Below are 23,389 nucleotides of genomic sequence, written 5' to 3'. Positions count from 1 at the left end.
TTTACCAGAAAAGCGTACCATAAGCGAATTAGGGTGGCACCACGGTCCCTCGTCCCTTGCGGCGGGGGATTTTTTGCGTTTTTTTAAGATATTATCGGAAAGAGGTTGAAGCATAATGAAAAAGGTACTCTCGGGCATACAGCCAAGCGGACAGCTTACTCTAGGGAACTATATTGGCGCCATGCAAAATTTCGTGAAGCTGCAGCATACGGAAGAATGTTTTTTTATGGTTGTCGATCTGCACGCCATCTCGGTTCCTCAGGACCCGGCTGCGCTTAGAGAACAAACGGAAGCAGTAGCCGCACTGTTTATTGCCGCCGGTATAGATCCGCTTAAAGCCAATGTGTTCGTGCAATCCCATGTTCGCGCGCACGCGGAGCTCGGCTGGTTGTTTACGACGCTGGCTAACATGGGCGAGCTGGAAAGAATGACGCAGTTCAAAGACAAATCTGCGGGCAAAGAGTCGGTCGGAGCGGGTTTGTTCGTCTATCCTACATTAATGGCCGCGGACATCTTGGTTTACAATGCCGATTTAGTACCGGTTGGAGACGACCAGAAGCAGCATCTGGAGCTGACCCGCGATCTGGCTCATCGCTTCAATACGAGGTTCGGCAAATACTTTACGATTCCGGAGCCTTATATTCCGAAAGTTGGCGCCCGGGTGATGTCGCTTGATGATGCCAGCAAAAAGATGAGCAAAAGCAACCCGAATGCCGGCAGCTTTATCGCGCTGCTTGACCCTCCTGATGTCATCCGCAAAAAAATTAGCAGGGCAACGACGGATTCGGGCCGCGAAGTGAAGTTTGATCCCGCGAATAAGCCGGAGGTCAGCAATTTGATGAGTATTTACGCGCATTGCGCGAATATCAGCATTGAAGAGATCGAGGCTCGGTACGAAGGGCAGGGGTATGGGCCTTTCAAAAAAGAGCTGGCTGAGCATGTCGTATCCGTGATCGAACCGCTTCAAGCCAGATACAATGAAATCCGGAGTTCCGGCGAAATCCACCAAATCTTGAAGCAAGGAGCCGAGCGTGCTTCTGTCATAGCAGACCGCACGCTGGCAGACGTGAAGGAGCTTATGGGCTTTCTTCCTCCTCGCGGCTAGAGACTGAAAAATGAAACAGGGCTGACGGCAATCGTCAGCCCTGTTTTTTTCTGCGCAAGCGGGCTTTTACGATAAAACCGGCCCCAATGGTAAAAAGGCTTAATAATCCGAACAATAGTACGAGCCAGCCACTATAGCTGATTGAGACTGCCATAGCACTCATAAATACGATAGCGACAACGGAAAAGAACAATGAAAGCGGCTTGGACATGGGGGTTTCTCTCCTTAACAAATCATCAATATATTTTTAAACAATTAAGAATAGTTTCTCGGGCGGTGCACATAATAAGCTTGCAAGCTTGCAACACACATCAAAGTGCAGAGGACGAAAGGAGAAATACATTATGGCTGGAAGAAACAACAGAAGTAATCAACTTGTTGTTCCACAAGCGAACCAAGCTCTACAACAAATGAAACTTGAGGCGGCGCAAGAACTAGGCGTTCAAATCCCTCAAGATGGCTACTACGGTAATGTTTCGACTCGTGATGCAGGCTCCCTAGGTGGCTATATTACGAAAAAGCTAGTCCAAATTGCTGAACAACAACTTTCTGGCGGCTCCCGTTAATCGATTTTTATACACAATGATGAACGAAGCCCAAGGCTTGCCTTGGGCTTTTTAGTTTGGTTAGCCATTATTTTATCACAGCAGGAAGGAAGATGAACCGATCTTTTTTAACAAAAAAAAGAAAGCCCCCCTTATCATGCGGCAAGGGCTTTCCGGCGTCAATATCAATAAGTATCCATACGGAGTCTTTTCATTAAACGCTCATCGCTGAGCCAGCCCACGTAAGAACCGATCGTCTCATCTTTTTTGTTCATAAGCAGTACTCCCACAAAAGGATATTGTTTACGGTGGCGGTATCTTACATCGCACCACCTGACTTCATATCCCCAATGATGTTCCCGGACGTCTGCGCAAGCAAAGCTGGTGAAATACAAAAACGAGCGGATCGCCGGGTCATTCTTGGATTTGGCGACGGACGGATGATCCGAGCATTGTACCCGATCCAGCCATTTTAATTTGCTGCTGCGCAGGTTGCCGATGACAAAGCCGCCATTTTTGGTTTGTTTAACTACATTCCATATCGAGAGGGAAATCGTCGGGATGGCAATATAGACATCGCCTTCCGCATATTCGGTATCGAGTGTCTTCAACCTCTGCACGGTGCTTCTTGCGGTAAATGTCCTCCACACGAAGTAAACGGCCAGAAACAGATACATAAGCGGAAAAATAAATGCCGGATTTACGAAACCGCCTGCCCAAAGTAAAATAGCAATGACATGCGCCGTGAAAATAATGGGATCAAAGATGTGTATGATATTCCAGGAGATCCACTTATCCGTAAATGGCCGCATCGCCTGCGTGCCGTAAGTGTTGAACAAATCCGTGAATACATGAACGCATACGGCGAGCAGCACCCAGCCTCCAATATGCAGCCATGGCAGGCTGCCGCGGTAAAATAATTGAAGCACGGCCGTAATCAGAATCGTCCATATGGCGATGGCCGGCAAAGAATGAGAAATCCCTCGATGGTTGCGGATATATACCGCGTTCCCCTTTAAACGCAGCAGACCGTCCAAGTCAGGTGCTTGCGATCCGGCTACTGTACCAATTAAGACTGCGGTTAGTATGGATGGATTTGCTGCAACTACGGGATCGATGGTCGCCAGTCCGGCGAGACCGATACCCATGACGAGATGTGTGCCTGTATCCATGTCGAGTCCTCCCCAAATTATTAATTAGGTGTAGTATCGACGGAGCGGGGGAACTTTATCAAGGTAAGCAAAAGGAGACTTGAGGCAAATGTGCATTTGTTTTGCGGAATACCGTATTCTACCTGAATGGCGAGAGCATTTCCTCGCTTATACGAAGGATCTTCTGCAGCAAGGAAACAACGTATATTTATATGAAGGAACAGATCAGGAAAACCTTTTCGTTGAGGTCTGGCAAGCAGATTCTTGCGAGCAGGCGGAAGAAATCAAAAAAGAACGCTGCAGCGAGCGTTCCTTATGGTACCCCATATCGAATTGGATCGCGGGCGGGCCGGCGAAAATGCATGTTTGGACATTTAAGCCGGCGCATTCACGCGTCGGGAGCCCGGATTAACGGCTGGAATTAACCGTGCCTAAGGTAGCCATGCCGAGCGGTGTAGAAGAGGTTACGACGTTTCCGTTAAACGGATATTCGTAAGCGATCGGCTCATCGAAGGTCACGTAATCAAGATTAAGCGTCAATAGTAAGTAACGCATACCGGTCGTCGGATCGCTAATAATGATGTGGTCGCGGCCGGCAGCCTCAATAATGCCTTTGAAAATTTTGGCGTTCCACTCGCGGTTGTTTTCGTAAGTCATATAGAAAGTTGCCATTTTGCCGCGGTTAAGACGCAAAATGTTTTCTACGTAAGATTCCTCAATTGCAGGAAGAGTAACGATATTGCCGCCTGTCGGGGTAACGAAGGATCCGCTTGGCACAGCTGGCGGCATTTGTTGCATTTGAGCAGACTGAACCTGCATCCCGGCTGGGAACGCAGTCGGCTGCTGTCCCATTGGCATGCCGGCAGGAAGCGTAGTCGGCTGTTGGCCGCCCATTGGATAAGGATAGCTGCCATATCCGCCGTAACCGTAGCCATGATAAGGCGCTGCATTTGCCGGGCTTACCTGAGCGGGACTTACCTGAGTTTTGAAGCCATAACCGTTAGACATCTTGAAATTCCTCGCTTTCACACATTAGAAATTGAAATTAATAGACAGCTGGACATTCGCCTTGCTTTGGAATGTAGAAGCAATGCGCCTTATATCTTCCGCTGTGCGTTTGGTCCCACCAAGTTTGGGGACAGCTTCCCGCCGGACGGAAAAACCACAGCGCGTTGGAAGCCGGACGCTGACGCTCGCCGTTAATCATCCGCTTCGCCAATCGAATATCTTTTTCGCGGGCGCTTTGGTAAAAATAACCTTTGGTTATTGCTTCGAAGCCGCCGGGCCGTTGGTTGACCATCTGCGGAATGGAGCGAATGTTTTTAAAATCAAGACAGTTGCCGCGAATACGGTTTACGCCGACATTGCCGACCATAAGCATTCCTAATTCGCCTTCGCCCTCCGCCTCGGCCCGCATGAGACGGGCGAGCATCTTCGTGTCCTCGGAGTTCGTTTTAATGACTGCCATAGACTTGACGGTTCACTTCCCTTCGCTTACTTTAGGACGGTTTGAGTGCGGTTTGGAATAGGCATCAAACTACATAGTCATTGTACTCGGCGCCCATCCAAATGGTTACTAAATGATTTGTCACAATTTGCGTGGCAAAATGATGAACAAAGCCGTCGAACGTTGTCATCGCGGTCTTTTTTCGGTATGATTAAAAACGATTCATCAATGGATGATAGACGCATCAAGCGTCTTGTCGCAAAACTCGGGAGGCTCGCTTCGTGCTGAAAGACTTGATTGCTTTGACAAAACCGCGGCTACTTCGACTGAATGTGTTTGCTGCGCTGGGTGGCTTCTTGGTTGCTTCCAAATGGGATATCGATTTCCTATTGCTTATATGGGCGCTTATCGGTTCGACTTTGACGATCGCGTCAGCCACCGTCATTAATAATTATTGGGACCGTGAATTGGATTTGAAAATGGAGCGTACGAAGGACCGCGCGCTGCCTACCGGTCGAATGCAGCCAGGGACGGTATTGCTTTACGGCATTATTTTGGGAATAGCTGGACTAGCCGTCTTGTTTATCCTCGTTAATCCTTTGTCAGGCTGGCTTGGCCTGCTAGGGTGGTTCGTTTACATTGTCATCTACACGATGTGGCTGAAACGGACATCCACGTGGAGTACTTCGGTCGGAGGGATCTCGGGAGCAATGCCGCCCGTTATCGGATACTGCGCGGTTACGAATGAGATTGATGCAGGAGCTTGGATATTATTCGCACTGCTGTTTCTTTGGCAGCCGGCTCATTTCTGGTCGCTTGCGATTCGGAGGGTGGAGGAATACCGGGCAGCCGGCTATCCGTTGCTTCCGGTTGTGAAGGGGATCAAACGGACTAAGCTGCAAATGATTCCTTACATCGTGCTGCTGCTGCCGACTGGCATCTTGTTTTACACCTACGGGTACGTAGGCATTTACTTTTTGATTATTTCCGTTTTGGGCGGTCTCCTGTGGCTGGTTCATACGCTGCGCGGCACGGGTGCCAAGGATACGGAAAAATGGGCAAAAACGAATTTTCTTATTTCGGTTAACTACTTAATGGTAATATTCGTTGTTATGATTCTGAATACAACGGGATCATAATTATTGATTTAGGGGTGACTTACGTGGTTTTTTTGAAGAAGCACAGCTTCAAGATCGCAGTACTGGCGCTTTGCGCAGCTATGGGCATTTATTTATTTATAACGTACGGCATGCAGCCGAAGCAGACGCTTCCCATCGAGATGGCTGCTCCAGCCTTCGAGCTTACGGATATCGACGGTGAGCAGGTTTCGCTCCAATCCACGAACGGCAAGGCGCGAATCGTTTATTTCTATTTTGCGAATTGTCCGGATGTATGTCCGCCGACCACCTTCCTGCTCTCCCAGGTACAGGATCAGCTTGAAGCGGAAGGCAAGCTCGGCACAGAGGCAGAGCTGATTTCCATCACGTTCGATCCGGAACGCGATACGCCGGATGTCATACGCGATTTTGCAAAACGGCATTTTGCCGACACGAATACTTGGCGCTTCCTGCGCGGAGAAGAAGAGGCGGGCACGCTTCAATTGGCTAAGGATTTTGGCGTAGCGGTAATAAAGAACGAAGACAAGTCTTTTACGCATATGAATGTCATCACGATCGTGGACAAGGACGGGCAAATCCGAAAGTGGATTGACGGCAGCAAGGAAGATTTAACGGCTGAAGATATCGTCGATGATTTAAACAAAGTGCTTTAAAATTCATCTTTGCTCCAACCGGAAGCGGGACTCTGCGCAGGATATCGAATATGCGCATCGAGGCCCGCTTTTTCTAATTGCTCGATTAAGTATTCAAGAGGGGTGTGCTCGACGCCCGAGTAGCCTTTGCGTGTGTAAATATGCTCTGCGTCCGGAAAAACATCGCGAAGCAGGAAACGGATTCGTTTTCCGGAGGAATCATTGTCGGTGAAAATATACGCTTGATGATGCCCGACCTGCTTGCGAAGCTTGTCCAGCTGCTCGGAGCCAGGCGTTCCAAAAGTACAATAGATCGGCACATGTTCATCAAGCACGCGCTTTAGCCTTGCTTTATCATTTTTACCTTCTACGATAATGGCAATATCCACAAAATCCATTGAAATCACCTCGATTACGAAAGTCGGTGCAGCGGTTTGCGCCATACTCCTAGTTTACCACCAATTCTCGATTTTACCGATAGCGGCTGCAGATGCAACAAACGGCCTGCTCGCAGCAGGCCGTTCTCGTTTAATCTAGCATAGGCAAGTGCATGCGATGATTACGAGCAGGATAAACAGCACGAGGATGATGCCGATATTCGAATTGCCGTGGTGTCCGTAACCTTGGTTCAATCCACCCACATTATTTCCAGACATAGATGAGTCACCCCGTTTCTTTTGCGTAAAAGCGATGATAGCCGTCAGCCGGAGCCGACTGTCTCGGCTGGTCATTTGCCATAATGTATGTTATGTAGAGGGGTGTAATTAGCCCTGTGCGTATACCCATGCCTACGAAAAATGGGTGCGGGAGGAAAGCGAGCGGGAACGATGCAGCGGAAGCAGCGTTACAGCGATCATCAGAGCAAGGAATGCGATGTAGTAAGGAGAAATATAGTCACGTATTTGCCCCGCAGCCATCGGTCCGATAAATGCGCCGACTGAAAAGGCGATCGATAAAACAGAGAAGGTCCGGCCGTAGCGTGCGCCGCCGCTGAGCTCGATTAACAGCGTGGAGAGCGCGGGCAGGATCACCCCTTTGGCCATCCCGACCAATAGCAGCATTAAAGTGAGCGGAGCCGGTACTTGAGAGGCGATCCCGAAATAAACGATGGCAAGAAAAAGCGAGCCCCATAACGTACGCTGATAGGCGGATACCCGGTTTAAAAACAGCATGCTCAGCGTCACGAGGGCACCGATGCTGACGACGGAGAACAGGAGCCCGGTCGTCATCATCGCTTCCTTCGTCTTGGCTAGCAGAGGCAGTTCAAACGACAAGATGCCCTGCGCGCAGCTAAGCGCAATCGGCAGCAGGTAAACGAGCCAAGGTATGGGAACCGGCAGCTCCAGCGGCAGCTTTTCTTTGCTTTTTTCTTTTTTCGCTTCGGATGGAACCGGAGCTTCACCTTGCACGGCATTTTGGCGGATATCTCTAATAAAGAAGAGAGCGCAAACGGATGTGACAATGAGAATCCAGCCAAGCAAAGTGAATGCCGTCGTAAATCCGATTTTTGCAACGAGGTAGGCGCCTGCCGCAGGGGAAACGACGGAAGCAAGCGTATGAACCAGTCCGTTACCGGCCATGAGCTTCCCCTGTTCCGTTCGGTCGCTCGTCATTTTTGCGAGCAAGGAAAGGCAGGCGGGCGATAGGAATGCCAGTACGAAGCCGCTTATGGAGCGGAGCAGAAGCAATTGCCAAGGATTCGTAACCTGCGATTGGAACAGCAGCACAATGCCCGCTGCCATGAGACTGAACACGATAAAAAACCTGCTGCCGTATCGGTCAACGCCAAAGCCGGCAATCAGATTGCCGGGCAAATGCGTAATGGAGTACATGCCCATCATCAGTCCGATAAAAGAAGGTGCCGCCCCTAAGGAAATCGCAAAAGGCGTCAAAATAGGATACTGCGCATGCAAATCAAAAAAAGCGACGAACAAAAATAAATAAAGCCAAACCGCTGTTTTCACAGGGCTTCCCCTCCTTGCCAATTACACGCTACTATACTTGTACGTTTAAATGGGACAGGATATGTCTGGATAAAAAGAGGGCAAGCGTTTACGCCCTATATTTCGTAGGTTATAATATTTTGTAATGGGATTTTGTACGAGGTATAATGGAGGGGATGCAATTGGATTTTTTAGATTTTTCGACTTATGATACGGACACATGGATGACTTTTTTTAAAGACCATTGGCTGGTGCTTGTTATAGCGCTTGTTGTACTATTTATGATTGTGCGCATTGTGAAAACCGTGCTCAAATGGGCGATCGTTGCGGCAATCGTACTTGGCATTGTCGTTTATAGCGGCTACAGCATGGATGATCTGAAGGAAATCGGGACGAAGGTAGCGGATACGGTGAAGCAGGAAGCCGTTAATGCCATGGTAGGCGAGGCAAAGGATGCATCTTTCGTGAACAACTCGGATGGAACCTTCACCGTAAAAACAAAAAATGTAGAGCTTACCGGCGTACCGGGCGAGAACGAGGTAGCTGTTTCATTTCGGGGAACCGAGCTTGGCAAGTGGGAGCTTGACAGCACGATACAAACCTTTATTGACCAAGCGAAGCAGAACGGGTAATGCTCATGACAAACTGGATTGAGCGATTAGATGGAGTGGAGCCCGTTGCCGTCATTGTGCTTTTGCTTCTGCTTGGCTCTCTTGTTCAAGGGATGAGGAGAGGCGCATCGGGTTCTGCGAGGCGCCTTTTCTTTTTTGTCTGGGAGGGCATAGTCATGATTGTTTGTTTGGTGCTCTCCGCGCAGCTTACGAATAAATTATCGCCCGTCATCGCACATTGGCTCGCAGAGCGCGTCACGGTTCCGGAGCATGAGCTCAGCAGCTTGGAGCAAGCTTGGTTCACCTTGCTTACGAGCCTGCGGGATTTCGCACTGCTGCGCTACGGCGTCGTATTCCTGTTCGGTTATTTGCTTCTGCGTGCACTGGCTTCCTTCGTGGAACCTTTGGCAGAACGCGGATTGCAAGGGCTGCTGAGCCGCGGGAGGGAAGAATCTGCCGACGGCCTGCGTAGCAAGAAACAGGCAAGCCGTGCGGTTGGGGCGTTGCTAGGCGCAGTTCATGGCGCTGGGCGGTCATTTGTTTTCGTAGCCTTCTTGTTCGTTTATGTGTCACTTATGCCGAATGGCTGGTATGTCGATAAAATATCCGATTCGCAGGTGTACAACAAAGCGGCTGCTTGGCTTAGCCCGGTTGCGGGAGATGTTCTCGAGGGTCAGGGGCCGGTTTTTACCAAAGCAGTCGAAGCGCAGTTTAAGCAAATTTTACAACGGAAATATGAAATGATTGATTACGCCATTCCTGCGGAAATCGAGCAGGCGGCCCTCTATGTCACGAAGGATGCGCAGACGGATGAAGAGAAAGCGCGCAGCCTTTACGAGTGGCTGGGCACAAGAATCGCTTACGATTTTGACAAGGCCCGCAATTACGAGGAGCATGGGATTTGGAAGGAACAGGCACCTCCCGAGACATTTGATACGCGTAAAGGCGTATGTATAGATATAGCTCGATTGTATGCTGTAATGGCGAGGTCAGCAGGATTAGAGGTGCGGGTTGTAACGGGAATGGGAGCCGACGGACGCGGAGGCTTTGGTCCGCATGCTTGGAATGAGGTTCGGATCGGATCGGGCTGGATACCGCTGGATGCCACATGGGCAAACGCCGGAGATTGGTTTAATCCGCCGGCCTTCGATGACACGCATATTCGCGAGGCATAGCCGGATTTTTGGAAGAGGATTTATTTAAGAATATGAGGTGATTCAACGTGCAAGATGATCCGCAAAAGCGGGAAATCATAAACCGGCGGCATTTTTCTTTTCGCCTGAACTTATTTTTCTTTATTACTTTCGCATTGTTTAGCGTATTGATCGTTCGTCTGGCCATATTGCAATTCGTGGAAGGGCCTACGCTTAGCGCGGAGGGCATCAATAAGGCGACGCGCAGCGTGAAAATACCGCCTATACGGGGCAATATTTATGATTCCACAGGCTATCCGATTGCTTATTCCACTTCGACGCAGTCGTTGTATTTCAGCATACAGCCGGAGCTTAAGCTGGAGGAAGCCAAAGAGAACGCAAGGCAGATGGCCGCCAAGCTGCTGACCGTATTTACCAAATACGGAGATCCGACGAAAGCGATGACCGTCGACGATATTATTCGGCAGATGGATCTGGATTTTAGACGGAATACGATCTCGACGCCAAGGCGGATCAAATCCGGTTTAACCAATAAAGAAATCGCTTATTTTATGGAAAACCGTACGGATTTTAAAGGAATCGATATCATGGAGGAAAGCGTCCGGAATTACGATACGAATTCCATCGCGGTCCAACTGGTCGGCTATTTGAAGAAGTATAAAGGCGTACGCGAGACGGTTGATTTCTATAAGGAAAAAACGACGGAAGAAAACGCGACTCTTCAATACTTAGAAGAAGAAGATGTAGGCATGGACGGCTTGGAGTACATGTACCAGGACGTTTTGCGCGGAACAAACGGCTTGAAGACGTATCCGGTTAACAATGCGGAGCGTATTATTGGTCCCATGCAAATTACGAACCCTCAAAAAGGGTCTGATATTTATTTAACCATTAATAAGAACGTGCAGCTAAAAACAGAGCAAGCCATCATGGATCAATTGAAAAAAATAACGACCTCATCCAATAAATACGAGCGTGCGGAATACGCCAAAACAGGCTTCGCCGTAGCCATGGAAGTGGATACCGGCAAGATCGTCGCGATGGCGAGCATGCCGGACTACGATTCCAACATTTGGGCTGGAGGCAGAATCAGCTCCGAAGATTACGAAAACTTCTCCAACGTATTGGAAAACGGGACGATTCGCAGCGTTTACGGGAAATACGACTCGGAGGAAGAAAGAAAGAAACATCCTTCTTCCATCGTGCCGCTCGGTTCTACGATGAAGCCGTTGTCCGTATTGATCGGGCTGAATGAGAAATTATTTACCACAACGAGCTATTATCCCGACACGGGTGTATTCACCTACGGTAAAAAAGGTTATGAGGTATTTATTCGAAATTCGCAGCGGCATGTATATGGCAACATAGACGGTGCAGAAGCTATCGAGCATTCATCCAACCCGTTCATGGCTGCGATGGTCGGAGATAGGCTTTATAGGCGCGGCACCGTTAACGGAAAGAGCAGCGTAGAGATTTGGGATGATTACATGAAGCAGTTCGGGCTAGGCGTTCTTACGGAGAGCGGTCTTATCGGAGAATCAAAAGGGATTATCGAATATTTTGACTCGGCCGAAAGATATAGTTCACAAGCAGCGCTCATTTTGGCCTCGTTTGGTCAGCAAGGACGTTATACGACGCTTCAGCTTGCGCAATATGCGGCGATGCTGGCTAATCACGGAAAACGGCTTAAGCCGCAATTCGTTAACCAAATCAAAGACTCGGACGGGAATGTCGTTCAAGGCTACACGCCGGAGATTTTGAATGAGGTCAATTTTCCGGCTGAATATTGGAAAGAGATTGAAACCGGCATGTCCAAGGTTAGCTCGCAGGGCTTTGAAGGCGTTGATTATACCTACCGACGGAAGACGGGTACATCCGAGCAGGATGTGGCGAAGCGCACGGCGGAAAATGCGGTCTTTATCGCATACGCCCCTGCAGATAAGCCGAAGCTTGCCGTAGCGGTTGTCGTGCCTGACGGCGGCTTCGGTAGTTACGGAGCATCCCCGATCGCGCGGCAAATATTCGATGCTTACAATGAAGAGATCGGCCTGTACGGCGTACCTAAGAAAAAGACTGCGGATACGGGAAATGCAGCGGATACAACTGCTGCGAATACAGACGCGGATACGACGAACACGAACGAATAAGCATAATTTATAATGAAAGGCCGACTGGAGCGATGGCTCCAGCCGGCCTTTTTTTTCTGCGGAGAGCGCCCATTTTAAAATAAATGTTGCACTAGCGAAACATTTTTGTGTATTATTAAAAAAAAGGCATTAGGCAAACTAAGATTCATAAGGGCAAACTATGGTGAATATAAAATAAGATAGGGACTTAGGAGGTCATAGGTATGCGCAAAACTTTTAAGACGAATTCTGCTCTTCGCAGATTCATCATGACGATTGTATTTTTGACGGTGACGGCCGTGTTGATAACAGCCTGCGGGCAGGAGGGATCGCCTGGCGGTAGCGGCAAGCTCAACATCACGGCGACCACTGGAATGATTACAGACGTTGCGCAGCAGGTAGGCGGAGAGTACGTCGAGGTCAGCGGCTTGATGGGGGCGGGAATCGATCCCCATTTGTACAAAGCATCGCAAGGCGATGTGAAGAAGCTCGACGATGCCGATATTATTTTTTATAACGGACTGCACTTAGAAGGAAAGATGGCGGAAATGTTTGAAGCCCTGGAGAAACGCAAACCGACGGTTGCCGTATCCGAGTATCTGACAGAAGATCAGCTGCACGCCGCGCCGGGGCAGGGCCAAGGCATGCATGACCCGCATATCTGGTTTAACGTGAAGCTTTGGATTTCGGCAACGGAGGTCATCCGCGATACATTGGTCGAGAAGGATGCCGCCCATGCAGACTACTATAAAGATAACGCAGCAGCCTACATCAAGGAGCTTGAAGACCTGGATGCCTATGCGAAGGAACAAATTGCAACGATCCCCGAGGCGAGCCGCATACTTGTAACCGCGCATGATGCTTTTGGCTATTTCGGCGAGGCATACGGGTTAACTGTCACGGGGCTGCAAGGGATGAATACGATGTCTGAGTACGGGTCTAAGGATGTCAGCAAGCTTCGCGATTACTTGGTCGAGAAAAAAATTAAAGCGGTCTTTATCGAATCCAGCGTACCGAAAAAATCCATTGAATCGGTTATCGAGGGTGCGCGTCAATTAGGCCACGAGGTAAAAATCGGCGGAGAGCTCTACTCCGATGCAATGGGCAACGCGGGAACAGAAGAAGGAACTTATATCGGAATGGTGAAGCACAACGTGGATACGATTGTAGCCGCTTTGAAATAGCAGAATATACACGAAGGAAAGCGAGTGATGAACATGAGCCAAACTCAAACGGCTAAGCAAGACGCAAAAGCGATTGCGCCGCTAAGCATTAAGGGACTAAGCGTCGCTTATCAGAAGAAACCCGTCCTTCGCAGCATCACCTTTGAGGTAAAAGAAGGGGAGCTAATCGGTGTAATCGGTCCGAACGGAGCCGGTAAATCAACGCTGATGAAGGCGGCTCTTGGACTCATCCCAAGCATTGGCGGTGAAGTGCTCGTCTATGGGAAGCCCTATAAGCAGCAGCGTAAAATGATCGGTTATGTACCGCAGCGGGAATCGGTCGATTGGGATTTCCCAACCAATGCGCTGGATGTTGTGCTTATGGGCCGTTATGGACATTTGGGCTGGTTCCGCCGCCCAAGCGCGAAGGATAAGGCTCTTGCACTGGAATGCCTCAGCAAGGTAGGGATGGCTGACTACGCAGGCAGACAAATCAGCCAGCTGTCAGGCGGGCAGCAGCAGCGCGTATTTCTGGCTCGCGCGCTTGCGCAGGACGCGAAGCTTTATTTTATGGATGAACCTTTTGCCGGCGTGGATGCCGCGACAGAGAAAGCGATCATAACTTTGCTGCAGGAGCTGAAGCTGCAGGGCAAAACCGTGATTGTCGTACATCACGATCTTGCGACGGTACAGGATTATTTCGACTCGGTTCTTCTGTTGAATGTGGAGCTCCAGGCGTTTGGGCCGACAGAAAAAACGTTCACGCAGGAGCAATTACAGCGTACTTACGGCGGCAGGCTTGCCTTCCTTGACCGCAGCCTGCAGTCCCCGTCACCATTTGACGGAAAGGGTGAGTAGGATGGAAAAGATTTGGTTAATGCTTTCTGATCCGAATATGCAGTGGATATTTCTCGGATGCACCCTGCTTGGTCTTAGCAGCGGCGTTATCGGATGCTTCTCGTATCTCCGGAAACAAAGCTTAATGGGCGATACGTTAGCACATGCGGCGCTCCCGGGAATTTGCATTGCGTTTATGCTTACGGGTATCAAATCAATTGGCCTATTTCTAATCGGTGCGGGCGTGGCGGGAATTGTCGCAACCTTCGGCATTGGATATATTACACGCAATTCCAAGCTTAAACAGGATGCGGCGATGGGCATTGTATTATCGGGATTTTTTGGCTTAGGCATCGTGCTCCTTACGATAATCCAGCATGGCAACTATGGCAATCAATCAGGTCTGGATAAGTTTTTATTCGGGCAGGCCGCTTCAATGATCGCTTCCGACGTGATTACGATGACGGTGGTATGCATTTCGTTGATTTCGATTTGTACCTTGCTGTTTAAACAGTTCAAAATTATCTCGTTTGATCCCGGCTTTGCAAGAGGCCTTGGTTATCCGGTAGCGTTTCTTGAGCAGCTGCTCATGTTTCTTATTGTGGTAGCCGTAGTATCCGGCATTCAAGCGGTCGGCGTTGTGCTTGTGGCAGCGCTGCTGATTACTCCAGCAGTATCAGCCAGGTATTGGACGGATCGTTTAGGATTCATGGTTATATTGTCCGGTTTATTCGGCGCTGTCAGCGGCGCCATCGGGACTTGGATCAGCGCCTCGGTCTCTAATCTGCCGACTGGGCCGGTAACCGTACTGGCAGCGACGCTGTTGTTCTGCTTTTCCATTCTATTTGGACCTCAGCGCGGCCTTGTTGCGAAGCGGCTGCTTCGTCAGAGGGTAAAGCAGCGCTATAATCGTGACAATGAGCGTCTTCTCGAGGGTAATGTGAAGAAGGAGGCGGCGTTATGAGCGAATTTTGGATTTTGCTTACAGGAGCACTGGTAGCGAGCTGCTGCGGGGTGCTTGGCGTATTTCTTGTTCTGCGCAAAATGGCGATGATCGGTGACGCAATCAGCCATTCCGTCATGCCAGGCATCGTTATCGCGTTTCTGCTCAGCGGTTCGCGCGATTCGCTGCTTATGATGTTCGCCGCATTGTTATGCGGCTTGCTGACGACCTTCCTTATTCAAATGTTCCAGCAGAGCGGCATTCAATCGGATGCATCCATTGGCGTTGTTTTCACGGCATTATTTGCAATCGGCGTCGTGCTTGTCAGCTTATATGCCCGTCAGGTCCATTTGGACCAGGATGCGATTTTGTACGGCGAGATTGCTTATGTGCACTGGAATATATGGGAGCTTGGCGGTGTCAATATGGGGCCGAAGGCGGTATGGCTGCTTGGATTTACGCTTCTTATTATAACATCCGTTATTGCCTTGTTTTATAAGCAATTCAAGCTTTGCGCGTTTGATCCTGCCCTTGCGGCAGCCATCGGCATCCCCGTAGCGCTGTTTCATTACTTGTTGATGGGACTCGTGTCTATGGCGACGGTCAGCTCCTTCGAGAGCGTGGGAGCGATATTGGTAGTCGGTTTGCTGATCATTCCGGCGTCAACGGCATATTTGCTGACCGACCGGCTCGGCATCATGATCGGCTTAAGCGTAGCTGCAGGCATAGCCAGTACCTTTATCGGCTATGGCGCAGCGGTCATGCTGGATGCTTCGATCGCAGGCTGCATGGTTTGCGCGGCTGCCTTATTGTTCGTCATCGCCTTTTTGTTCTCGCCGTCTCACGGCATTGTGATCAAGAAGCTTCGGCTGCGTAAGCTTGCTTAACCGAAGTAGGTAATTAAAAGTATAGACCGAGAAATGAGCAGCCTAATTTGGCTGCTTTTTTTCTATTTATCAGGATAAGATCCAAATATGCAACTTTTATCCAGTAATGGACGTACTATATTTGGAACTTATTAGGATATAAAAGGAGAGAGATTTACAAATGAAGGCTTGGTCTAAATTCGTAATACCGTTTGTCATCATGACTGTTATGTTATCGGCATGCAGCTTTGGGGGAGATGATAAGGAATCAGACAAAGAACAGCAATCGGCACTGAAGGTCATGTATTACGATGAGGGTGCTTTTTTCCAGGATTACGGCATGGTGTTCTCCGCTTTATATCCGAATGTCGAAATCGAGGTTGTGTCCACTCAAGGGATCTACGCGGAGGAACAAAAGGACTACGAGGCCGCCTTTGACAAATTTATTGAAGAGAAGCAGCCCGACCTCCTTATGCTGGACACCGAGAGATATAAGAAGATGGCACAGGATGGGAAGCTCTATAATCTGGATGCGGTTATCGAGAAAGAAAAGTATGATACGGAAGGCCTTATTCCCGGCATGATCGATTATTTGAGAGAGCTCGGCGGCGGCAGCCTGTTCGGCATGACGCCTAACTTTTACAGCCAGGTACTCTTTTACAATAAGGATTTGTTCGATGAGTACAAAATCGAGTATCCGACCGATCGGATGAGCTGGAACGAGGTCATACAGCTGGCGCGCCGTTTTCCTGTCGAGGGTGACGCCAAGGAACGGATCTATGGCCTGAAAATGGGCTACAGCGAAGATTTGTTCGAGCTGGCGAGCACGCTTGCCGCTTCCGAGGGCATTAGCTATGTGAATGCGTCCCAGAAAGAAATGACGATCAATACGGATTCATGGAAAAATGCAGTCCAGACGGCTTTGGACGCAATGGATTCAAACTCGCTTTTTTTCGAGAGCATGAATAATCAAGAATTGAATAATGCGCAAACGTATGAGGATTATCTGCTGCGGGATCCTTTCATATCGGGCCGCCTGGCCATGGCAATCGGCGATAATCATTATATCAGTCAAATCAAGCAAGCAAGCGAAAACGAAAAGGTCAAAGATAAAGTCGTGAAAAATTGGGATCTGGTGACCGTTCCGGTAGGACAGCAGTACCCGGACCAATCCAATATGACCTCCTTCCAAAATCTTTTTGCGATTAGAGCGGAGTCCCCGAACATGGAAACCGCATGGGAATTCCTGCGGTATGTGACAGGCGAGGAGTTTGCGAGGGTGAAATCCAAATCCAATAACTACAATGGTCTGCCCGTCCGCACCAAATACATAACCGATGCCGAAGGACGCAACTATGCGGCATTTTATAATTTGAAGCCCAGCACTTTCAACAGCTATAAGGACTTCGACAAGCTTCCAGAAACGTTCTGGGGCGAATTTAGCGGGGCGACCCAGCAGGAGTTCCAGAAGGTAAAGGATGACCAGCAAACGATTAATGAGGCGCTTGAAATATTGCAGGTTAAAGGGCAAGAAATGCTTTTGAAAGAGCCTCCCGCGGTCAAAGAGGAAGCGCCGGCGGCCGAGGCGAATACGACTACGGCGGAGTAAGACGGGTTAATAGCTAAGGGGCATGCTTTCGCATTACGCGGGAGCTGCTCTTTTTTATAATGGTTAAGAATTTGCAAGGTTATGGTCTATCGTTTGGAATCTGACGTAAATGTGCTAAAATAATTTACTAGCGGGTTACATCATTGAACGGCATTTACGAGGAGGCACACTATTGGGAGAGTATAAATTGTTGGCGCTCGATATGGACGGGACGCTGCTAAACGAACAAAGCGAAATAAGCGCGGAGAATGCGGAATGGATTCAGAAAGCGCTGGATGCCGGCGTGATTGTCAGCTTCTCTACCGGCCGCGGTTTTCGGAGCGCGCTGCCCTTTGCGGAGCAGCTGAAGCTGGAGACACCCATGATTACTGTTAACGGGAGCGAGATTTGGCATCGCCCGCATGTGCTGCATAAGCGCACGCATCTAAGCCATGTGTACGTGCAGCGTTTGCATGAGCTGGCGCTTTCTCACGGCGAGCCGTGGTTCTGGGCCTATACGGCCGATGATATTTTCAACAAAGAAAAATGGATTGCTCCCGCTGACGACTATGCTTCGCATCACTGGCTGAAATTCGGCTATTATACGGAGGATGACGGCATAAGGGAAAAGCTGCTGGCCGAGGTACAGAGCTGGGGCGCGCTTGAAATTACGAACTCTTCGCCTTGGAATTTGGAGCTTAATCCGCTGGGCGTGTCGAAAGCAAGCGCCTTGCAAGAGCTTTGCGGTTTGCTTAACATCGAAATGTCGCAGGTCATTGCTGTCGGCGACAGCTTGAACGATATCGCAGCAATCCGCGAGGCCGGTCTTGGCGTGGCCATGGGCAATGCCCAAGAATCAGTCAAGGAAGCAGCGGATTTCATTACCCTTACCAATAATGAGCACGGCGTTGCAGAAGTAATCAAACGATACGTTATGAAAGGATGATTAACGTATGGATATTTTAGGCTGGACATTAGTTATTATTTTGTTTGTCGTGGGTATGGCCGGGGCGGTCTATCCGATTTTGCCCGGTGCACTTGCCATTTACGGAGCGTTTTTTGTTTACGGATTGTTTTTCTCCTTTAGTGAATTCGGAATATGGTTCTGGCTCATCCAGACCATCATTGTAGTCGTACTGTTTGTCGCCGATTATGCGGTCAGCGCTTGGGGCGTCAAACGGTTCGGAGGCTCGCGCGCCTCTGTAATCGGCAGTACGATCGGCCTTATTTTTGGTCCTTTCGTTATCCCTGCGCTTGGTCTTATCATTGGTCCTTTTGCCGGTGCCGTTATCGGCGAAATGATTATCGGCACGCGCTTTGATAAGGCGCTCAAGGTTGGCCTAGGCTCCGTTGTCGGGTTATTTACGAGCGTAGCCGTGAAGTTTATTTTGCAGCTGGCGATGATTGTGTTGTTCGTGCTTTGGCTCGTATTCTAAACGATGAAAAGGGGATTCATTCGATGATTAAAGTAACGGTATGGAATGAGTTTTTGCATGAGAAGATCCACGAGGAAGTGAAAAAAGTATACCCGGACGGCATTCATCAAGCGCTGGCCAAAGGCATTGCCAACGGCGATATCGAAGTGGCAACGGCAACGCTGGAAGAGCCGGAGCATGGACTAACGGCCGAGCGCCTTGCCAATACGGATGTTCTCATCTGGTGGGGGCATATGGGACATGATCAAGTAGACGATGCGATTGTTGAACGCGTCCAGCAGAGGGTATGGGAAGGCATGGGCTTGATCGTGCTGCACTCCGGCCATTTCTCGAAAATCTTCAAAAAACTTATGGGTACAGGCTGCGATTTGAAATGGCGCGAAGCGGGCGAGAAGGAACGGATATGGGTCGTTAATCCGGCGCATCCGATTGCTGCCGGCTTGCCGGAATACATTACGCTGGAGCACGAAGAAATGTACGGCGAGCATTTTGACATCCCCGCACCGGATGAGCTAATCTTCGTAAGCTGGTTTGAAGGCGGAGAAGTGTTCCGCAGCGGCTGTACGTTCAGCCGCGGACAGGGCAAAATCTTTTATTTCCGCCCGGGCCACGAGACGTATCCTACTTACTACAACCCGCAGGTTTTGCAAGTTATACAAAATGGCGTACGCTGGGCGGCTCCATCGCATGCTGCAGTTCCGGTTCGCGGCAACCACCAGCCGCTAGAGCCGATTGGCAATAAAGGATAGGGGAGACTTAGGAATACCATCATGCTGAAAAAAGACTCTTTACTAAAAGGCACTATTATTCTTGCGGCTGCTGCCTTGGTTGTCCGTTTCCTAGGCTTATTCCAGCGGATACCGCTGGACTACATGCTGGGATCTGTCGGGCAGGCCGCCTTCAACTCTGCGAATACCATTTATTTATTACTGTTAACGATTGCGACGGGCGGTATCCCATTATCCATTAGCAAAATGATATCGCAGCGTTATGCGCTGGGAAGGCCTGATGAGGCAAAACGGATCTATCAGGCCGCTTTAATGTTTGGCGCGGCAACAGGCTTGCTGCTTGCTGCGGCTATGTTCGTGCTGGCTCCTGCCTACGAACGCTTGTCGCGGGTGCCTGACTCTGCTCTATCGCTCCAAGCCATAGCACCTGCGCTGCTTCTGTTTCCCATTATTGCGATGATGCGAGGTTATTTCCAAGGCAGGCAAATTATGGCCGCCGGCGGCATCTCGCAAATCATGGAACAAATTCTGCGGCTCATCGGCGGTATCGGGCTTGCCTTTATCGTGCTGGGTTTGGGTTGGGGAGATAAATACGGCGCAGCGGCTGTTGCTTTTGGTTCGGTTCTCGGAAGCATCGGCGCGTTTTCGGTCATGATGTGGTTTGCGAGAAAGCTCAAAAAGCAGGATCGTACCGAAGCGTTGGCCGTAACAAGCGACAAAGCTGCAAAGGCGGGCTCGCCGCTGCCATTCCGTACGATTTACCGGGAAATATTCAGAACCTCGATAGCAGCCGTCGTGACGGCTATGACCGTGCAATTTGTCTATTTCTTCGACCAATCGCTTTTTATTAGGCTGACGACTGCTTTTTACAACCATGAAACGGCATTAAGAGTGCTGGCGGAATATCAAAACAGAGCGATGGGTATCGCCGGCATCCCGCCAATTCTGGCAATCGCGCTTGGCGCTTCGATTATTCCGGTCATTTCTTCGGCTTATGCCTTGAAGAACATGCAAGAAGTACAGCGGCAATCCTCGCTCGTTATGCGGATTGTTTTCTTCACCGGCGTTCCTATTGCATTGCTGCTAACGGTCGCATCCTATTCGGTAACCGGTCTTTTATTTATGAGCCCAAGCGGCAGCGACACGGTCGCTTTGCTGACGGCCGGAGCGATCTTTCAAATTACGATGATGATTTCCAACTCGATTCTCTACGGACTTAATAAGCCGAAGCAGCCCATGTACCATACCTTTATCGGGCTCGGTTTAAAGATTGTTTCAAGTCTTGCTCTTGCCCCGTTTCTTGGCGTATACGGTCTTATTATCGGATCATCGATTTGCTTTATTGTCATTACAATACTGAATGTACGAACGATCAATAAGGAAGTTAACTTGAACATACTCGGCAGCAAATGGCCGGCTTATATGGCTGCCATCGCGATTCCTGCTTTGGCTGGCTGGGGCGCGGAATACGCCGTGTTGGCATGGACCGATGCATGGGCGGAGAAGTTGTCCTATTTCTTAGCTTTTGCGGTTACTTCGGTCATTGTAGGAGGGCTTTATCTCGTTTTATTAGCTGCGCTTCGCGTCATAACGCCGGAGGATATACGCTCGTTCCCAGGGCCGCTGCGTAAGATTCTGTCCCTAGTGTTAAAGCCATTTTACAAGAAAGCGGTATAGCAGGTTAGATAATTGAAACGGGGAGGACGTTTCCACACAAGGGAACGTCCTCTTTTTTTTGTTGACTAATATGCAAAAAATAACCAAAATAAGCATGGAAATGCTATATTTTTTCATCACACAAATAGGAGCCGTAATAGTATGAGATACGTGGCTTTCGGTTGAGAGGAGCACGAGCATGACAAGGGAAACCATTCTGATGGTGGATGACGAGAAAGAAATTTTAAGCTTAATGGACATTTATTTTAAAAATGAAGGGTTTACGATGCTTAAAGCGTCTAACGGGTTAGAAGCGCTTGCGCTGTTAAACAGCCAAAAGGTTGATCTTATTATTTTGGATGTGATGATGCCCGTCATGGACGGTCTCGAGGCATGCATGAAAATTCGCGAAATCAATCATATTCCGATAATAATGCTTTCCGCCAAAACACAGGATATCGATAAAATTTCGGGACTCAGCCTTGGAGCAGATGAATACGTAACAAAACCCTTCAGCCCGCTGGTTCTGTTGGCTAGCGTGAAGTCGCATATTCGCAGAGCAAAACAGTTCCATACCGCAACGGTTCCGAACGAGCATGAAATGATCGTTGATGATTTGGTGATCAACACCGCTACGCATACCGTAACCGTAGATCAGCAGGAGGTTAAGCTCACGCCCCGCGAATTCGCTATTCTTAGCTTATTGGCCGTGAACCGGGGAATTGTCCTAAGCATGGATAAAATTTATGAGAGCGCATGGAACGAGCCCTTCATGGAATCGAAAAATACCGTAATGGTCCATATCCGCAAAATTCGCGAAAAAATCGAAAAAGACACGCAGCAACCGAAATACATCAAAACCGTGTGGGGAATCGGCTACAAAATGGAGGCGCTCTAAGCAAAAATGATCAATAGAAACCCATTAAAAATGGCTGCGGCGAGCCTCTCGATCGCTTTGTTGCTTGCATGGCTCGCACGGCTGCTGCTGGCGTTCATGATCAAAATTCCGCCCTATGACAAGCCTCTCAAGTGGATGGTTGAGCATATTGGCTCTTTGCCTATGATGATAGCTGCTGCTATCCTATTATTTGGCATTTGCTACAAAAAGCTGTTCAAGCAAAACTTGCCATGGTTTCCGAGCGGGCCGCTCGAAACGTACACGCCCAGCCATCCGCTTTTCCGCACGATCCGCTGGTCCTTTATGACGGCTTTTCTAAAAAGCCTGGGACTTATGCTTTGCTTCGTCATTGCGGGTCATGTATTCGCCTTTGTGCTTATTCATTACACCCCGTACGACCGGACATTGGTCTGGGTTGTAAACCATATCGGATCGACGCCCGTCATCGCGCTATTCGGCTGCCTGCTGTTTCTTGCGTTTTTTTTCTGGACGAGCCGGAATATGATGATGTATTTGAAGGAAATTCGCGATGGATTGAAACAAATGGCCGCCGGGAAGCTTGACCATGAAATTCCCGTCAAAGCTGCCGATGAGCTTGCTGAAATCGCAAGCGGAATTAACGAATTGAGCAAGCAATTTAATCATTTGCTACAAGAAGAAAGAAATGCGGAGAAATCGAAAAATGATTTAATAACGGGCGTATCTCATGATTTGCGAACGCCGCTTACCTCCATACTCGGTTTTCTTGAGCTGATTGAGCAAGACCGGTACCAAGATGAGGTGGAACTTCGTTATTTCGTTAACATTGCTTACGAGAAATCGAAGCATTTAAAAGGCCTAATCGACGATTTATTCGAATACACGAAGCTTAATAACGATATACCGCTCGCAATGGCTAAGCTGGACATCGTAGGATTTGTGAGGCAGCTCGCCGAAGAGTTTGTTCCGAGCCTCGAGAAGGCGGGAATGAGCTGCCGCATTCAGACCGGTGAGCCGGCAATCTGGATCTCGGCAGACGGGGATCTGCTGGCCAGAGCTTATGAAAACCTTATAGCAAATGCCATACAGTATGGACATGCCGGGAAATTTATCGATATCCAAGTGGAATGCGTACATAATGAAGCCGTTATTCGAATCATTAATTACGGTGATCCCATTCCGGCGAAGGATGTTCCTTATATCTTTGACCGCTTTTACCGGGTGGACCGTTCACGGACAGCGGAGTCGGGCGGAACGGGGCTCGGTCTCGCGATTACGAAGAGCATTGTGGAGGCCCACAGCGGAAAAGTTTCGGTCCGCAGCTCGTCTAAGGAAACGGCATTCGAAACATGTTATCCGCAGCTGCCGTGATACAAAACTTAAGATTTCATTAAGCGAATGATAAGCATTAGATGGCATAGCCGATAAGATCCATCCCATACAATATCCAGTAACTGGTTATT

General features: G+C 49.2%; 26 protein-coding genes and 1 other annotated feature (1 of these 27 running past the window's edge). Of the genes, 19 read left to right on the top strand and 7 right to left on the bottom strand.

The window, feature by feature from the left end:
* Positions 1-60: a binding site (T-box leader), on the top strand; it begins 207 nt to the left of the window's first position.
* Positions 61-115: 55 nt separating this feature from the next.
* On the top strand, positions 116-1,105 hold the full coding sequence (gene trpS, locus ACN6MW_RS05080) for a tryptophan--tRNA ligase (RefSeq protein WP_419874483.1): 990 nt from the start codon (positions 116-118) through the stop codon (positions 1,103-1,105).
* A gap of 34 nt (positions 1,106-1,139) precedes the next feature.
* On the opposite strand, the gene ACN6MW_RS05075 is transcribed toward trpS, so the two are convergent.
* Complete coding sequence (locus tag ACN6MW_RS05075; protein WP_364146899.1) at positions 1,140-1,316, bottom strand: DUF5325 family protein; 177 nt, start codon at positions 1,314-1,316, stop codon at positions 1,140-1,142.
* A 133-nt stretch (positions 1,317-1,449) separates the two neighbouring features.
* On the opposite strand from ACN6MW_RS05075, the gene ACN6MW_RS05070 reads away from it, so the two are divergent.
* Positions 1,450-1,671: an alpha/beta-type small acid-soluble spore protein gene (locus ACN6MW_RS05070; protein WP_053372089.1), complete on the top strand. Its 222-nt coding sequence runs from the start codon at positions 1,450-1,452 to the stop codon at positions 1,669-1,671.
* A 164-nt stretch (positions 1,672-1,835) separates the two neighbouring features.
* Here the strand turns inward: ACN6MW_RS05070 and ACN6MW_RS05065 are convergent, their stop codons facing one another.
* Complete coding sequence (locus ACN6MW_RS05065) at positions 1,836-2,822, bottom strand: metal-dependent hydrolase (RefSeq protein ID WP_419874482.1); 987 nt, start codon at positions 2,820-2,822, stop codon at positions 1,836-1,838.
* 88 nt (positions 2,823-2,910) lie between these two features.
* Here ACN6MW_RS05065 and ACN6MW_RS05060 point away from each other — a divergent pair, with 88 nt between their 5' ends.
* Positions 2,911-3,213: a hypothetical protein gene (locus ACN6MW_RS05060; RefSeq protein ID WP_419874481.1), complete on the top strand. Its 303-nt coding sequence runs from the start codon at positions 2,911-2,913 to the stop codon at positions 3,211-3,213.
* Here the strand turns inward: ACN6MW_RS05060 and gerQ are convergent.
* Positions 3,210-3,809: a spore coat protein GerQ gene (gene gerQ, locus ACN6MW_RS05055; protein ID WP_419874480.1), complete on the bottom strand. Its 600-nt coding sequence runs from the start codon at positions 3,807-3,809 to the stop codon at positions 3,210-3,212. The genes ACN6MW_RS05060 and gerQ overlap by 4 nt on opposite strands.
* 37 nt (positions 3,810-3,846) lie before the next feature.
* Complete coding sequence (locus ACN6MW_RS05050; protein WP_364146906.1) at positions 3,847-4,269, bottom strand: cell wall hydrolase; 423 nt, start codon at positions 4,267-4,269, stop codon at positions 3,847-3,849.
* A gap of 260 nt (positions 4,270-4,529) precedes the next feature.
* Between ACN6MW_RS05050 and cyoE the strand changes: the two genes are divergently transcribed.
* Positions 4,530-5,387 (top strand): heme o synthase, encoded by an 858-nt coding sequence (gene cyoE, locus ACN6MW_RS05045; RefSeq protein ID WP_419874479.1) that lies wholly within the window; start codon positions 4,530-4,532, stop codon positions 5,385-5,387.
* A 23-nt stretch (positions 5,388-5,410) separates the two neighbouring features.
* The gene (locus tag ACN6MW_RS05040) at positions 5,411-6,019 is read left to right on the top strand and encodes an SCO family protein (protein ID WP_364146907.1); all 609 of its coding nucleotides are present in this window, start codon (positions 5,411-5,413) and stop codon (positions 6,017-6,019) included.
* On the opposite strand, the gene ACN6MW_RS05035 is transcribed toward ACN6MW_RS05040, so the two are convergent.
* The 3 genes from ACN6MW_RS05035 to ACN6MW_RS05025 all read right to left on the bottom strand — a co-directional run bounded on the left by ACN6MW_RS05035 (position 6,016) and on the right by ACN6MW_RS05025 (position 7,962).
* Positions 6,016-6,387 (bottom strand): toprim domain-containing protein, encoded by a 372-nt coding sequence (locus tag ACN6MW_RS05035; RefSeq protein ID WP_419876275.1) that lies wholly within the window; start codon positions 6,385-6,387, stop codon positions 6,016-6,018. The two genes, ACN6MW_RS05040 and ACN6MW_RS05035, sit on opposite strands and share 4 nt — an antisense overlap.
* A gap of 144 nt (positions 6,388-6,531) precedes the next feature.
* Entirely contained in the window at positions 6,532-6,654 is a 123-nt protein-coding gene (locus ACN6MW_RS05030; RefSeq protein WP_419874478.1) for a YjcZ family sporulation protein, read from the bottom strand.
* A gap of 132 nt (positions 6,655-6,786) precedes the next feature.
* The gene (locus ACN6MW_RS05025) at positions 6,787-7,962 is read right to left on the bottom strand and encodes an MFS transporter (protein ID WP_419874477.1); all 1,176 of its coding nucleotides are present in this window, start codon (positions 7,960-7,962) and stop codon (positions 6,787-6,789) included.
* 161 nt (positions 7,963-8,123) lie between these two features.
* Between ACN6MW_RS05025 and ACN6MW_RS05020 the strand changes: the two genes are divergently transcribed.
* The 14 genes from ACN6MW_RS05020 to ACN6MW_RS04955 all read left to right on the top strand — a co-directional run bounded on the left by ACN6MW_RS05020 (position 8,124) and on the right by ACN6MW_RS04955 (position 23,297).
* Entirely contained in the window at positions 8,124-8,573 is a 450-nt protein-coding gene (locus ACN6MW_RS05020) for a hypothetical protein (protein ID WP_419874476.1), read from the top strand.
* 5 nt (positions 8,574-8,578) lie between these two features.
* Positions 8,579-9,727: a transglutaminase domain-containing protein gene (locus tag ACN6MW_RS05015; RefSeq protein ID WP_419874475.1), complete on the top strand. Its 1,149-nt coding sequence runs from the start codon at positions 8,579-8,581 to the stop codon at positions 9,725-9,727.
* Positions 9,728-9,774: 47 nt separating this feature from the next.
* On the top strand, positions 9,775-11,853 hold the full coding sequence (locus ACN6MW_RS05010) for a peptidoglycan D,D-transpeptidase FtsI family protein (protein WP_419874474.1): 2,079 nt from the start codon (positions 9,775-9,777) through the stop codon (positions 11,851-11,853).
* Between the two features lie 203 nt (positions 11,854-12,056).
* Positions 12,057-13,016 (top strand): metal ABC transporter solute-binding protein, Zn/Mn family, encoded by a 960-nt coding sequence (locus ACN6MW_RS05005; RefSeq protein ID WP_364146919.1) that lies wholly within the window; start codon positions 12,057-12,059, stop codon positions 13,014-13,016.
* Positions 13,017-13,043: 27 nt separating this feature from the next.
* Positions 13,044-13,853 (top strand): metal ABC transporter ATP-binding protein, encoded by an 810-nt coding sequence (locus ACN6MW_RS05000; RefSeq protein WP_419874473.1) that lies wholly within the window; start codon positions 13,044-13,046, stop codon positions 13,851-13,853.
* A 1-nt stretch (position 13,854) separates the two neighbouring features.
* Positions 13,855-14,796 carry a metal ABC transporter permease gene (locus tag ACN6MW_RS04995; RefSeq protein WP_419874472.1) on the top strand — a complete coding sequence of 314 codons (942 nt, stop codon included), beginning with the start codon at positions 13,855-13,857 and terminating at the stop codon, positions 14,794-14,796.
* Positions 14,793-15,662 (top strand): metal ABC transporter permease, encoded by an 870-nt coding sequence (locus tag ACN6MW_RS04990; RefSeq protein WP_419874471.1) that lies wholly within the window; start codon positions 14,793-14,795, stop codon positions 15,660-15,662. The genes ACN6MW_RS04995 and ACN6MW_RS04990 overlap by 4 nt, the downstream gene beginning before the upstream one ends.
* 160 nt (positions 15,663-15,822) lie before the next feature.
* Complete coding sequence (locus ACN6MW_RS04985; protein WP_419874470.1) at positions 15,823-17,250, top strand: ABC transporter substrate-binding protein; 1,428 nt, start codon at positions 15,823-15,825, stop codon at positions 17,248-17,250.
* 172 nt (positions 17,251-17,422) lie between these two features.
* Positions 17,423-18,175 (top strand): Cof-type HAD-IIB family hydrolase, encoded by a 753-nt coding sequence (locus ACN6MW_RS04980; protein WP_364146930.1) that lies wholly within the window; start codon positions 17,423-17,425, stop codon positions 18,173-18,175.
* Between the two features lie 7 nt (positions 18,176-18,182).
* Positions 18,183-18,665, top strand: a complete 483-nt coding sequence (locus tag ACN6MW_RS04975; RefSeq protein WP_419874469.1) for a DUF456 domain-containing protein — start codon at positions 18,183-18,185, stop codon at positions 18,663-18,665.
* A 23-nt stretch (positions 18,666-18,688) separates the two neighbouring features.
* Positions 18,689-19,414: a ThuA domain-containing protein gene (locus ACN6MW_RS04970; protein WP_419874468.1), complete on the top strand. Its 726-nt coding sequence runs from the start codon at positions 18,689-18,691 to the stop codon at positions 19,412-19,414.
* Between the two features lie 21 nt (positions 19,415-19,435).
* On the top strand, positions 19,436-21,070 hold the full coding sequence (locus ACN6MW_RS04965) for a putative polysaccharide biosynthesis protein (RefSeq protein WP_419874467.1): 1,635 nt from the start codon (positions 19,436-19,438) through the stop codon (positions 21,068-21,070).
* A gap of 178 nt (positions 21,071-21,248) precedes the next feature.
* Positions 21,249-21,947: a response regulator transcription factor gene (locus tag ACN6MW_RS04960; RefSeq protein WP_419874466.1), complete on the top strand. Its 699-nt coding sequence runs from the start codon at positions 21,249-21,251 to the stop codon at positions 21,945-21,947.
* 6 nt (positions 21,948-21,953) lie between these two features.
* On the top strand, positions 21,954-23,297 hold the full coding sequence (locus tag ACN6MW_RS04955) for a HAMP domain-containing sensor histidine kinase (protein ID WP_419874465.1): 1,344 nt from the start codon (positions 21,954-21,956) through the stop codon (positions 23,295-23,297).
* Positions 23,298-23,389: the final 92 nt, after the last annotated feature.

The sequence above is a fragment of the Pristimantibacillus sp. PTI5 genome (assembly GCF_048572955.1).
Classification (GTDB): Bacteria; Bacillota; Bacilli; order Paenibacillales; family Paenibacillaceae; genus Pristimantibacillus.
Note: the sequence above shows the minus strand (reverse complement) of the source record. Positions and strands in the feature narration are given on the sequence as shown.